The sequence below is a fragment of the Paraburkholderia strydomiana genome, assembly GCF_031456815.1.
GTDB classification, from domain to species: Bacteria; Pseudomonadota; Gammaproteobacteria; order Burkholderiales; family Burkholderiaceae; genus Paraburkholderia; species Paraburkholderia caledonica.
On the sequence record NZ_JAVDVL010000009.1, the window covers coordinates 243,881 to 257,478 of the forward strand.

Sequence of the window (13,598 nt, forward strand, 5' to 3'; positions counted from 1 at the left end):
GTAAGCGCGAAGGACGGCAGCTTTCCCGTTGCTGGATCGACGCGTTGATGTCCGACTGCATATGTCACACTGCAGCAATCCATTCGGAGCGTCAATGACGAAACAATAAGGCTGGCTGACTTCGTCTCTGATCATCATAGGCGGCGTTCAGAACGCTTTCAACACTTCTATTCACGCCGCACGCAAATGGACGTTAGCGCGCGAATGTGATGGTCTGATGTGCTCAATTGAAGAGTCTCATCAACGCGGAGCGCGCATTGGTCACACGTTCGCTCTCGCCGATCCGCCCGGGCAGCAAATGAAACTCGACGGCGGGTAATGCGGGTAGGCCAATGCCCGGCGGGCATGCGACCACACCTGCTCCAATCGACGATTCGTTCAGGCACGAGATGCCGAGTCCAGCCTTCAACGCGAGCTGCAATCCCGCTACGCCCGAGGCGGAATGCGACACGACATAAGACACCTTGTTTTCGTCGAGCAGCTTCACGACGAAGCGCTGCAACTGACAACTCGACGGCAACAGCACCAGTTGATACGGCGCGACCGGTCGCGGGCTCGCATCCGATGCGCTTGCCCACAGCAATTTCTCGCGGCGCACGACGGTGCTCTGCGCGCTGCTGCGCCCGCTCGACGCGCGAGAGTTGCCCGTAACGAGCCGCAACGAGAGGCCGATGTCGAACGATGCGTCGTCGCCGGCGCTGCTGTCGATCACGGCGCTCGGCAGCACGGTGACATGCAGCTTCAGACGCGGGTGCTGCTCGGAGAACGTCTTGAGGATGCGAGCGATGTCGTGCGGACGGTAGTAGTCGGTAATCGCGATGCGCAGTTCGCCATCGAGCGAACGACCTTGGAGGTCTTCGAACGCCGCTTCGCTCATCGCGATGATGCGCCGCGCGTGCTCCAGCAGGCGGCTGCCCGCGGGAGTCGCGCTCACGCCCTGCTTGCTGCGCACGAAGAGCGGCTGGCCTGCGCGCTCCTCGAGTTTTTTCAACTGCTCGCTCACCGACGATTGAGACAGGAACACGCGCTCCGCGCCCGCCGAGACGCTGCCCGACTCGGCGACGGCGACGAAGGTCCGTAGTTGCGTCAGGTCGAATCCGCGCTGGCTCATGTTTCGTTATACCCGATGGATGACATCTATATTTCCGGCTTTTCCGATGGAAGGCGCCGCCGTAGCATACCTCCGAATTCATTGCGGAGGAAACATGGACAACGCACTACGGGCAGGCGGCCAGATAACGGGCGGCCTAGGGGCGAGCCACCGGTGGAAGGTATTGGGCGTGGGCTTTGCCGCCAACGCGAGCTTTTCGGCCGCATTCTCGGGTATTCCGACCACGGCGGTTTACTTGCGCTCGGGTTATCACCTCGGCAATGAAGGGCTCGGGCTTGTGCTGGGCATGCTCGGCCTGGGCATCGCGGTGAGCGAACTGCCGTGGGGACTCTTGACGGACCGGTGGGGCGACCGTCGCGTGCTGCTGCTGGGTCTGCTTTCCACCGCCGCGGCGCTGGCCGGCTTGGCGTTGTTCGCAGCACCGTCCGGGTCGCATGTGCCTCGCGTGACGACGCTTGCGCTCGGACTGTTGCTCGTGGGTTTGTTCGGCGGCAGCGTCAACGGTTCGAGCGGCCGCGCGGTCATGGCGTGGTTTCGCGAGGGCGAGCGCGGACTGGCCATGAGCATTCGCCAGACGGCTGTCCCCGCAGGTGGCGGACTCGGCGCGCTGTTGCTGCCGGCGCTTGCAACGAGATTCGGTTTCGTGAGTGTTTATGCGTTGCTGGCGCTGAGTTGCGCGATAACCGCGGCATTGGCATGGCGCTGGTTGCATGAGCCGACGTATGTGGCGAATGGCGATGCCCGCGCGGCGTATGTCGGCGGTGGGCATGGGGCGAATGGGGAGGGCGGTGTGGGCGGTCTGGGCGGTGTGGGCGGTGCGGGCGGTGTGGGCGGTGCGGGTGGTGCGGGTGGTGCGAACGGCGCGAACGGCGCGAACGGCGCGAACGGCGCGAACGGCGCGAACGGTGCAAACGGTGCAAACGGTGCAAACGGTGCAAACGGTGCAAACGGTGCAAACGGTGCAAACGGCATTAGCAGTGCAAACGACATTAACGGCGCACATGCCCGGAGCCGCTCGCCGCTGCGTGACGCCCGCATCTGGCGCGTAGCGCTCGGCGCGGGCGCGCTTTGCGTGCCGCAACTCGCTGTGATCACCTTCGGAACAGTGTTCCTGCACGACTTCGGGCGCGCCGGCGTGCTGACCATCAGCGTCGCGATGGCCGCGGTGCAGGTCGGCGCTGCCATCGCCCGTGTCTGGAGCGGCCGGTGGACGGATCAGCGCGGCAATCGCCGGGGATACATGCGCGGCTGCAGTCTGCTGACGGCGGCGCTTTTCGCGGCGCTCACACTCACGAGCGGTGTGGCCGCCGTGCAGCACACCCCAACGCCGATGACGACGATGTTTCTCGCGTCGATGATCGTGCTCGGCGGGGTGAGCGCGTCTGCCTGGCACGGCGTCGCCTTCACCGAACTCGCGACGCTCGCCGGAACGAGCCGCGCCGGCACTGCTTTGGCGCTCGGCAATACCTGCGTTTTCCTCTCGCTTTTTCTGACGCCGCTCGCGATTCCGCCGCTGCTATCGCTCGGGTCATGGCCGATGGTGTGGGCGGTGACAAGTCTCTGTGCGTTGATTGCGCTGCCGGTTTTTCCGCGTGCATTGCGCGAGGTCGGCACGAGTGCGCCGCGCGCCCGTGACACGGCTTGACGATTGCCGGCGTGCGCGAGGCAGTTTTGCGCGACGTTTATCGAAATGCCGCGAGGGCCAAGGTTAATTCAGACGTGATTTTTCCGCGAACCTGGGCGCGCCGATTTTCTCAATTTATTCATTTTGAATAATTGGGGGCTTTTGTTGTCGTGCACCGTAATTGCCGGTGAATTCAACACTTGATTCGGAACACTCCGATTTTCGTTACGCGCACCACGGTGATTTTATGGTCGCGTCGACGCGCGATGGTTAGAAATGATTGCGCGTCGACGCAGGTGCGGAGCGTGTCGATTTGTCCTGCGTATCTGACGACTATTCCTACAACAAACGAGATCAATCTAGTGAACCTCCGAATCATTCTCGCGGATGATCATCCATTCGTTCTACTTGGCGTTAGAGCTATGCTCGAAACCAGAGCCGGTGTCGCCATCGTCGGCCAAGCCGTCAACTCGACGTCGTTAATCAAACTGCTGCGGCGCACGCCATGTGACGTGCTGGTCACCGACCTGTCGATGCCTGATCCCGGCGCCGCCGTAGAAGACGAACTGAACCTGATCCGGCAGATCCATGCCGAGTGGCCGCGACTGCGCATCGTCGTCATGTCGACGACGACCAATTCTGCGTTGCTCCGGGTCCTCGCATCGGAGCGCGCCGTGAGCTTGCTCAGCAAAACCGAATCCATGCACGAGTTGTGGCGTGCGATCGAGCAGCATGTAAGCAACGAGCCATACATCGGCAACTCAATCGCCGCACTTCTCGCAACGCCGCCTGAAGCCAGGTGCGAGCGGCCGCTCGCGCTCCCTCTGTCGGTAATGCAGAAGACGGTCGTCAGGATGTTCGTCGACGGACACTCTATTGCTGAAATTGCGGCCACTCTCGGATGTCATCGCCGCACCGTTAGTCGGCAAAAGCGTGAAGCAATGGTAAAACTTGGCGTTACTAATGATCCTGGTTTATTCTCGTGCGTTCGAGCTGGTGAAATTCTTAAATTTGAATCGCATATCTAAGTAAATTAATTGGCCGAGTTATTGAAGTTATCTCGGAGCGATCTTATGTTTAACGCCGCCACGATGTCTGATGATGGGGCAGGGCCGGTCGGGAGTGAGATGGTGATAGGGAGTCAGGATATGGAGGAGAGATAGACGATGGGCGACACCGCTGAAATAAGCACGCCGGTCCGGGCGATCATCGCGGACGATCACCCGCTCGTCCTGTTTGCAATCGAGAACTTGATGGGCGGTTACCAGAATATGGAGGTGGTCGGCCGCGCGACCGATGCAACCGATCTCTTTGCGGAGGTCGACCGGACCGGTTGTGACCTGGTGCTCATGGACCTCTACATGCCAGGCGGCGCAGATGGCAGTGGGATCGACGCGGTGCGGCAGTTCAGGAGCCGTTACCCCGACGTGGCCCTCGTCGTGCTCACCATGGAAACCGAGGCAGCAGCGCTGCAAAGCGTGATCTCGCTCGGCGTTCACGCGCTTATCAGCAAGCGTGACCGCATCGACCTGATTCACGTGGCGATCATCACCGCGCTCGCGGGCGAATGCTATCTCGGGCCGGCCGTGCGCGCGGTCATTGCGGACGCCACGGCGATGCAACGGCTCGACTTTGTTCGTTCGGTGTTGTCGCGGCGCGAGCTTGAAGTGTTCACGCAGTACGCGTCCGGCTTCGGCGTCACTGAAATTGCCGGGCGGCTGGGGCGCAGCGTGAAGACAATTAGCGCGCAAAAGTGCACCGCCATGCGCAAGCTGGCGTTGCATAGCGACGCTGAGCTATTTCGCTTTGCGGTTGAGCACGGCGTGGTAACAGAGGCCCGCGTCGAAGGGCGCTGAAGAACACACGAGGTCGCGCCGGGCCGGCGTGACAAACATAAGATGTGTTGGCGTTGTCCGGGGAAGTACATCTTGTACTGGACATGCCAATCGATAAGACAACAAAAATATGACAGACAAGATACGCGTCATCGTGGCGGACGACCACGACTGCGTTCGCGCCGGCGTGAGGAGGTTGTTGTACGCCACGCCGCATATCGAAGTTGTTGGCGAGGCCTGCAACACGCATGACCTTGCCGAACTGCTCGACGTCTGCGAATGCGACATCGTCATCTCCGACATTGGTATGCCCGGCCTGGACGGAGCGAGCAACGCTGTTCCTTTCCTGCGTCGGGTATTGAGAGGGCATGCGCATCCCGCTGTCGTTGTGCTCACCATGATTTGTCATGCGCATATGCTGTCGGGCCTGCTGCATCTTGGCGTCAGCGCAATAGTCGATAAGCGCGACACGACGGCCGCATTGATCGACGCAATCCAGGCAGCGTTGACGGGAGACGTGTATCTGTCGGAGCAGGTGCGCATTGCGATGGAAACGACTGACACTCCGCCGCAACTGCGCGCCAGCGTTTTGAGTGCGCGCGAATGGGAGATCTTCCAGCTCTATGTGCAGGGTGTCGCGGTACACGAAATCGCGAAACGGTTGCAGCGCAGCGGTAAAACGATCAGCACTCAGAAGCGTACCGCAATGCGCAAGCTAGGCCTCGAAACGGAGTCCGATCTTATTGTCTACGCACGGCAGATTGGCTTGATTTAACACTCGGTAACGCTGCGCCTATATACCGGCAACTCACGGTCCCGAAATTAGGACTCTTCCGATTGGTTGGGAGACCTTGCCACTCCATAGTTCTGAATTAGCTTCGGCTTTTGCTGACGTGGGCCTCATTAGAGCAGTTATGTCTTGAGACCACGCCGCGCAAAGCTGGGGAAGTTCAAGCAGATGTGCGCGGAAATTGCGTAGCGCCGTGCGCTTCGCATAGCGACAGGGAGGCGGTATGGCCGTGCTAGGTAAGCGGTTGTTGGTTGAGAGCGTGGGTACGGCATGGCTTGTGTTCATCGGCTGCGGCAGCATCGTATTGAACACCGGCGCCGTTCAGCAAGGCTACGGAGTGCTCGAGGTATCACTCGCGTTCGGTCTCGCGCTTGCCACCGCGAGCTACTGGTTTGGCGAAACGTCGGGCGCTCACTTCAATCCCGCTGTCACGGTAGGTTTCACTGCCGCACAACGCTTCCCGGTCAAAGACCTGCTGCCCTATATTGCCGCGCAGATTGTCGGCGGGGTCGTTGCCGGAGCGCTGCTCGTCTATGTGGCGAGCGGCCGGCCGGGCTTCGAAATCGGCGCGAGCGAATTCGCGGCCAATGGCTTTGGCGATCACTCTCCTTCCGACTATCAGTTGCACTCGGCGTTGGCCATTGAATTCGTGCTGTCGTTTGCATTTGTCATGGCGAGCCTTCTCGTGGCCGCACGGTACGAGACAAAGCCGGGCGGACCGATGGTCGTCGGCGGATGTCTCGCGCTCGTCTACCTCGTGTCGATTCCGGTCACCAATGGTTCGGTCAATCCGGCCCGCTCCACGGCGCAAGCGCTGTTCGTGGGTGATTGGGCGCTCGACCAACTGTGGCTCTTCTGGGCGGCGCCAATGTCTGGCGGCGTCGTCGCCGGCTTCGTGTTCTCGTTCCTCAGTGGCAGTTCCGACCAGGCAGCAGCAACGCTTGCCGATGGCCACAGCGAAGCCGCGTGAGTTGTGCCGTGACGTTGTTCTGATTCTTTGCTACACGGTTCCAACGCGCTGCGGTAGCGCGCGTGCGGCGGCGCGTGTCGGCGTGCGTGCTGGCAGGGCTCTCCTTATTGGCCGCGACTCAAGTGGCGGCTGCCGGCCACGCTTTCGTGGAGTCCGGTGCCAACCGGGTTGGTAGTGCCTTCCCAGAGAAGCTGACCGTCGGCGTACTTGCGAATAGCTGGTTGCCGTTCGACGCGCTGCAAAACGGGCAACTCACAGGACTGAGCATCGACTATCTGCGCGCACTGGTCGGGCCGGGCGTTGCGATCGAGGCGAAGCCATATCCCGACATGCCGCAGCTACTTGCCGCCGCCTGCGCGGGCAACGTCGATCTGTTGATGAGTCTCGCGCGCACGCCGGAGCGGGAGCGCTGTGTCAGTTTCACCGCGCCGTATTTTCGAGCGTCCACCTCAACGGTTGTACGCAGGGACGGCGACATATACGAAGGACCGGCGCGTCTTGCAGGCGCGTCCATTGCAATAGAGAAGGGCTTTGCGCTTGAGCGCTCGTTGCGCGAGCGCTTCCCGCGCGCCCGCATTAGCGTGTTCACATCGACGCACGCGGCGCTCGCTGCCGTCGCCGATGGCGACGCGGACGCATATATGGGTTTCACACCAGTCGTCGAATATGCGCTCGCAACAGAAGAGTTCCACAATCTGCGCGTTGCATTTGAGGAAAGCACTCGCTCTGCTGAACTGCGCTTTGGCGTGCCGCGTAGTCAGGTGGCGTTGCGTGACCGGCTGGACCGCGCGTTAGCCTCAATGAACCAGACCGACGACACGGCGATTCGAGTCCGCTGGCTCTCCGGCAATTTCGATGCAAAGCCGGAGCCTGCCACATCCCGTCTCGAATTGACGCAGCAGGAGCAGGCGTGGCTTCGTTCGCTTCCGCCGTTGCAGGTGGGCTTCGACAACAACTGGCCGCCATTCAGCTATCTCGACACGTCGGGGCGTCCTGCCGGCGTGACCGCCGACTACCTCGCATACCTGAGCCGCACGCTGGGCGTCGTGTTCAACCGCGCGCGGCAGCCCGACTGGCCATCCGCGATCGACGCGTTCCAGCGCGGTGAACTGGCGATTCTCACCACGGGCTCGAGTAACGACCCGCGCCTCCAGAAGGCACGTCATACCCGTGCGTACGAAAGCTATCCACTGGTAATGGTGGGGCGCGACGACGAGCCGGCCGCCCGTTCACTCAACGATTTCGCCGCGCGGCGGGTCGTGGTGTCGTCACACATTGCCGGGGTCGACCCGCTCGCATTCCAGCGCATTCCGAAAGATCACCTGGTCATCGCGCCAAGCCTTGACGACGCGCTGCGCATGGTTGCTTCCGGCGAAGCAGATGTCGTCGTGGAAAACGTGGCAGCCGTCGACATTGTGCTCAAGCGGCAATACGCCGGTGTGCTGAAGGTAATCGGCACAGTGGGCAAATCCGACGCCCTCGACTTCGCTATGCGTCCGGACCTGGGTCTGCTCGCCGATCTGATCGACCGCGCGTTGCAAGCGATGCCGCCAGCGGAAAAGCAGCACATCCGGCAGAAATGGGTGACCGGCGACACGCCGGCAGGCGGTACTTGGAGCGTTTCCGCGGTGCGCCTGCTACCTGTGCTGATCGGCATCGCCTCGGTCCTGCTCGTTACATTGCGCGCCTATCTGCTTTTGCAACGCGAAGTCAGGCGCCGCAAGGAGACCGAGCGCGAGCTCGCGCTGCAGCTGAATTTCCAGGAAACGATGATGAAGATGGTGCCCTATCCGCTCGTCGCCCAGGATCTGCAAGGCCGCTATATCGCAGTCAATGGCGCGTATGAGCGAGCGTGCGGGCTAAGCCGCGAGGCGGTTATCGGACGCAGCACGATGGAGGTTCACACATGGGGCGAGGCTAACAGCCGGGTACTCGCCGATATGACCCGTGACCTGCTGCGAGGCGGCGACATGGCCCAGGTCGAGCTGCAGTTCGAGTCCCGTGCCGGAGATGTGCGTCACGGGCTTTTCTGGACGAGCATCTGCCGCGGCAACGACGGGGAGCCGGTCTGCGTGCTCGGCACCATGGTCGACATCACCAACATACGGCGTGCGGAGATGCGCGCGCGCGACACCGAGCGAAGGCTCTTCGACGTCACGCGCTCCTTGCCGGCCGTGGTGTTCCAACTGCGCCGCACCTCAGACGGTGCTTATTCGTTTCCTTACATCGGTGGGGACGCGAAGCTTTTGCTCGGACACGGCAACGGGGTGGCAGGCAGCCGCGATCATGTCGACTTCGACCGTATCCACGAGCAAGACCGTCTGTTCGTCATTGCGGAACTCGAGCGCTCGGCTCGTCTTGAAACGCCGGTACTGATCGAATTCCGCATGCGCTGCCATTCGAACGTGAAGTGGGCGCGAGCGGAACTCGTGCCGCGTCGCGAGGCGGACGCAAGTGTCGTTTGGAGCGGCTACTGGGTCGACGCGAGCATCGAACATGCGCGCGCTGAAGAACTTGCCCGCGCGCGAGATGCGGCTGAAGCGGCGTCGCGTGCGAAAGACGACTTCTTCGCAATGATGAGCCACGAAATCCGCACCCCTATGAACGGTGTACTCGGGCTTGTCGAAGTGCTCGAGCGCACGCCGCTCAACGCGGATCAGGGCGAAATGCTCGGCATGATCCACGAGTCGGCGGGCGCGCTGCTGCAAATTCTCGACGACCTGCTCGATTACTCGAAAATCGACGCGGGACGGTTGACCATCGAAGCAGAGCCTATCGACCTGCGCGAACTGGTCGACAACGCGGTCGGCCTGCTAGCGGGCCGCGCGCATGAGAAGGGCCTGAAAGTGAGGGTGAATATTGGATCGGACGTGGCGGCCACGCTGCGAGGCGACAGCGTGAGATTGCGTCAGGTCCTGTTCAATCTGCTCGGCAACGCGATCAAATTCACTCCAGAAGGTCAGGTAGACGTGAGCGTGGCGTTGCTCGCGCAAACGGGCGACGTTCAGACTATCGAGATGGTCGTCGAGGACACCGGCATCGGCATAGCGGCGGACGTGCAGGCGAAACTGTTCGAGCCGTTCGTGCAGGCGGAGTCGTCCACCACGCGCCGCTTCGGCGGCACGGGCCTTGGCCTCACCATCTGCCGCAAAGTGATCGAACTGATGAACGGCTCGCTCACGCTCGACAGCGAGCTGAACCGCGGCACGCGCATGACGGTGCGGCTCAGCATGCCCGTCGAGACGCAGCGTTATTCAGTGAGTGGTTTGCGCGGCAAGCGCTGTCTCGTGGCGACTAACGACGCGCGAGTCGGTCAGGCTCTCGTCGACTTCGGAAAAGCGCTGGGATTGGAGCTGCGCCGGGTTCCGTCCGACTTTGCGCAGTTACGTTGCCGCGCCGCGCTAAGCGGCGTGGATCTGCTGTTCGTGAGCGAGGACGTGGTGCTGCCCGCCAACGTCACAGGCAAGGTCCGTGTGATATCCCTCACCGAAAAGCCGAAGCCTACGGGCTACCGCATTCTCGAAGACAATGTTCGCCTGAGCATCAATCCGATATCGTGGCGCGGACTCGGTGCGGCGTGTGCTGCGGCCATGACGGGCCTTCAGTCCGCGCCGTCGCCGTCGGTCAGCGTGCCGCGCACGCATGAAAGCATCACCGCGCCGCCGGACCGGGAACGGGCGATCGCGAGTGGCCGCCTGATTCTCGTCGCCGAAGATCATCCGGTGAATCAGGAACTCATTCGCCATCAACTGGCGCTGCTCGGTTTCGCGTGCGACGTCGCGAACGACGGCGCCGAAGCGCTATCCGCGCTCGAACACACCAGTTACGGATGTCTGATCACGGACTGCCATATGCCCAACGTATCTGGCTATGAACTGACGCGGCGTATCCGTGAGCGCGAGCGCGAGCAAGGCCGCTCAGACCGTCTGCCGATTCTGGGCATCACCGCCAATACGGCGCCTGAAGATCTGAGCCTCTGCCGCGAGGCAGGCATGGACGACAACCTCGTCAAGCCGACGCGCCTCGCAACGTTGCGCGAGTATCTGAGCCGCTGGTTCGGCACTGACAGCGCCTGGCAGGCGGCACCCGCAGATAACGCTGATATCCAGGAGCCGACAGACTCGTCGGCCGCGGGCGCCTCGGCCTTCGTTCCGGTCGACCTGAATCAGATGACGCAATTGTGGGGTAGTGAATCGACGGTCAAGGCGTTGCTCGATTCGTTCGTTTCTTCAGTGCGCGAAGACATTCAGGCACTGTCGTTGTTACTGGAAGACGCGGACACGTTGCGCGTGCGCGAGTGGCTTCACCGGGTAGCAGGCGCGGCGAGCGTACTGCAATACCCTCCGCTCATCAGCGTGCTCGACGAATATCGCCGCGATATCTCGGGCGCGCCCGAGCGCGTGCGCCATAACGGACTCGCGGTGATCGACAAATGCAACGCGATGCTCGACGGCATCGAACACCAGGCGGCATTGCTCGCCTGAGCGCGGTCATTAGCCGGATCAACGCCCACAGCAGCGTTGCTCCCGACCGCACCGCAATCGACGGACGAAAAAAAACGCGGCCGAAGCCGCGTTAAAGATTTGGAGACATCCCTCGATGAAGGAGTCACTTCTCGCGAGCCCAAAGCATACTCGGGAAAACGCGGATGATTCAGTGCAGAATCTGCAAATAATTGTTTGGAAAATCGTTACAAGCGAAATCAACGGCGCGATTTAGACGCGCAGACCCGCGCGTCGTCCGCCATGAACGTCTTTCGAAGATTTGCACTAGTATGTGATGGCTTCGCTCGTGACCGAGGTGTCGGCGCGGCGGCGCATCTAGTCGGAGAAGACCATGATTACGCTAAAAAAACTCAACCTGGCTGTGGTGTTGTGGACCGTAACGGCGGGTGTCGCGTTCGCGGACACGGTCGCGCTAAAAGCGGCTCTCGAGCCTTCAAGCGAAGTGCCGCCGCGTGTAAGTCACGGACATGGCACGCTGAACGCAACGTTCGATACGTCGACGAAATCCCTGCAATGGACTGTCAGCTACGAGGGCCTCAGCGGCCCGGTAACTGCCGCGCATTTTCATGGCCCGGCACCGGTCGGACAAAATGCAAAGGTCCAGGTGCCGATCGACAAAGGCGCGCTCGCAAGTCCGATGAAAGGGTCTGCCGCCCTCACCGAGCAGCAGGTAACCGATCTGATGGCGGGCCAGTGGTACTTCAACATTCATACCGCGCAAAATCCGACGGGTGAAATCCGTGGGCAAGTCATGCCCGCCAACTAGGTCAGAGAATCCCTGAAGCGGCGCGTCGCCAACGCGTCGCCGCAGTCAGTCTTCAGCAAAATTAGAAGCCGCCGTCCACCGGCATAGCGGGCACACACGTACCATGGTGGGACATTTCCCAGGGAGGATGTCCCAATGAGTTGGCAAAGCGTAGTCGCGTGCTGGTTTTTGCGCAGGCAGTTTCGCCCTCAAACCCTGAAGCCGCATATCGATGTCGAGAAAGCGCGCGCATTGACCGCGAAGCGAGCCTGGTCGCCGGACGTGCCGCGTGGCTGGCGCCTTCGGGAACTGGACGGTGCGGACGGTAAACCGCTGCGTGGCGAATGGATCGAGCGCTCGGGTGAGCCCGCAATTGGCGCGCGACCCACGGTGCTGTATCTCCACGGCGGCGGCTACTACTTCTGCTCGCCGCGCACCCATCGCTCGATTGTCTTCGGCCTCGCAACCCGCGCGAACGCGCCGGTCTTTTCGCTCGACTACCGCCTCGCGCCTGAACATCGCTTTCCGGCCGCACTCGACGATGCCACTGCCGCCTATCGTTACCTGATTGCCGAAGGCACGGCACCCGAATCGATTGTGATTGCCGGCGATTCAGCAGGCGGCGGTCTTGCGCTCGCTACGCTGGTCGCACTGCGCGACGCGGGCGATCCGCTGCCCGCAGGCGCCGTGCTGTTCTCACCGTGGACCGACCTTGCGGCAACAGGCGCCAGCATTGTCGACAACGACGGCGCCGATCCCATGTTCAGTGGACCGGCAATTGCGAAAGCAGCGAAAGTCTATCTGGGCGATATGCCTGCCACGCATCCGTATGCGTCGCCGGTTTATGCGGACCTGCGCGGCTTGCCGCCGCTCTTCATGATGGCCGGCAGCACCGAGGTGCTGCTCGACGATTCGCGGCGCGTGGCCGCTAACGCGCGCGCGGCCGGCGTCGATTGTGAGCTCGAGGTGTGGAAGAAGATGCCGCATGTGTGGCCGATCTTCGCGCCGTTCATCCCCGAGGCGAACCGGGCGCTCGATCGCGCAGCGGCCTTCGTTGGACGCGTGACGAGCCGCGCGGCTAATGCGGCTCAGGTATCCAGGGCAACGTCGATAGTCTGATAGGCGGCCTTCACCGTCTGCTCGCCGTACTGCCGTTCGAGCCGCCGCACGGTGAAATGGCCATGTGCGACCTGCTGGAAGTGGTCGATAAACACAGTGTTGACCATCGCGCCGAGCACCGCGCCGATCGCCGGAATGGATTTCGCGGCAATCTGTTCGCTCACCTGCACCGAGAAGCGCGCGGCGATCGAGTGCAGCAGGCGCAGCAATGCGGCCGAACCGTGTGCGGTGAATCCTTTCGTTGCCATTTCCGACGACGCTTTCGACACCGCCTGCGCCAGCGCGCCGCGCATGATGAAGTAGCCGAAGTCGGCGTCGTCGTCCGAGGCGGATGTGCCGCCCATACCCAACACGGTCAAACACTGCAGTTGGGTGTCGACTGCCGTCAGATCCTCGCCCTCGCTGCGCGCAATATCGCAGATCGAGCGGAACATCAGCGTGGTGGTCACGGGCAACTCGACGGGTAGCGCAAAGAGGCCGAACGCGCCGCCCGCTGCGCCGGTCGTAGCCACCGCGAACTTGTGCAGCAAGTTGCTCGGTTTGTCCGGTACAAGCAAGGGCGACGCGCTGTCGCGCCGGCCGAGCGTGCGCATCGCAATCGACAGACATTTGCGCAACGCCAGTTCGGTCGCGTCCGTGACCTTTTCGTTCGCAAACGCCGGCATGCGCGAAATCAGCTTCTCCAGCGGCGCCCCGACGATGCTTGCCAGTTTCATTGCCAGCGCTGGACTTTCCAGTTCATGTTTCGCGCGCCGCAGCGCGCGGAGGTCCTCGTCGGACAACGATTGCGTTCCGAGCGAACTCGTGTGCATGTGCCTCCCTGGCGTCGTTTAATGTGCGTTTTTCAGTCGATCCGGGGCCGTCTGGCGCGCCGGATCGTCCTGCTTAGAGCGCGAACG

Annotated in this window: 10 protein-coding genes; 8 read left to right on the forward strand and 2 right to left on the reverse strand. The window is 62.0% G+C overall.

Features of this window, described 5'->3' with window-relative positions; all coding sequences use genetic code 11:
• Positions 1 to 223: 223 nt before the first annotated feature.
• Entirely contained in the window at positions 224 to 1,111 is an 888-nt protein-coding gene (locus tag J2W46_RS23780; RefSeq protein ID WP_310065829.1) for a LysR family transcriptional regulator, read from the reverse strand.
• Positions 1,112 to 1,205: 94 nt separating this feature from the next.
• Here J2W46_RS23780 and J2W46_RS23785 point away from each other — a divergent pair, with 94 nt between their 5' ends.
• From J2W46_RS23785 to J2W46_RS23820, 8 genes are all read left to right on the forward strand, one after another.
• Positions 1,206 to 2,756 carry an MFS transporter gene (locus J2W46_RS23785; protein ID WP_310356693.1) on the forward strand — a complete coding sequence of 517 codons (1,551 nt, stop codon included), beginning with the start codon at positions 1,206 to 1,208 and terminating at the stop codon, positions 2,754 to 2,756.
• 401 nt (positions 2,757 to 3,157) lie between these two features.
• The gene (locus tag J2W46_RS23790; protein ID WP_310356695.1) at positions 3,158 to 3,763 is read left to right on the forward strand and encodes a response regulator transcription factor; all 606 of its coding nucleotides are present in this window, start codon (positions 3,158 to 3,160) and stop codon (positions 3,761 to 3,763) included.
• Positions 3,764 to 3,901: 138 nt separating this feature from the next.
• Entirely contained in the window at positions 3,902 to 4,591 is a 690-nt protein-coding gene (locus J2W46_RS23795) for a response regulator transcription factor (protein ID WP_087754749.1), read from the forward strand.
• A gap of 109 nt (positions 4,592 to 4,700) precedes the next feature.
• Positions 4,701 to 5,345 carry a response regulator transcription factor gene (locus J2W46_RS23800; RefSeq protein WP_310356698.1) on the forward strand — a complete coding sequence of 215 codons (645 nt, stop codon included), beginning with the start codon at positions 4,701 to 4,703 and terminating at the stop codon, positions 5,343 to 5,345.
• Between the two features lie 238 nt (positions 5,346 to 5,583).
• On the forward strand, positions 5,584 to 6,330 hold the full coding sequence (gene aqpZ / locus J2W46_RS23805) for an aquaporin Z (RefSeq protein WP_087754747.1): 747 nt from the start codon (positions 5,584 to 5,586) through the stop codon (positions 6,328 to 6,330).
• A 62-nt stretch (positions 6,331 to 6,392) separates the two neighbouring features.
• On the forward strand, positions 6,393 to 10,814 hold the full coding sequence (locus J2W46_RS23810; RefSeq protein ID WP_374726860.1) for a transporter substrate-binding domain-containing protein: 4,422 nt from the start codon (positions 6,393 to 6,395) through the stop codon (positions 10,812 to 10,814).
• 352 nt (positions 10,815 to 11,166) lie between these two features.
• Positions 11,167 to 11,601 (forward strand): CHRD domain-containing protein, encoded by a 435-nt coding sequence (locus tag J2W46_RS23815; protein WP_310356702.1) that lies wholly within the window; start codon positions 11,167 to 11,169, stop codon positions 11,599 to 11,601.
• A 135-nt stretch (positions 11,602 to 11,736) separates the two neighbouring features.
• On the forward strand, positions 11,737 to 12,699 hold the full coding sequence (locus J2W46_RS23820; RefSeq protein ID WP_310356703.1) for an alpha/beta hydrolase: 963 nt from the start codon (positions 11,737 to 11,739) through the stop codon (positions 12,697 to 12,699).
• Here the strand turns inward: J2W46_RS23820 and J2W46_RS23825 are convergent.
• On the reverse strand, positions 12,669 to 13,511 hold the full coding sequence (locus tag J2W46_RS23825) for an EcsC family protein (RefSeq protein WP_310356706.1): 843 nt from the start codon (positions 13,509 to 13,511) through the stop codon (positions 12,669 to 12,671). The two genes, J2W46_RS23820 and J2W46_RS23825, sit on opposite strands and share 31 nt — an antisense overlap.
• Positions 13,512 to 13,598: the final 87 nt, after the last annotated feature.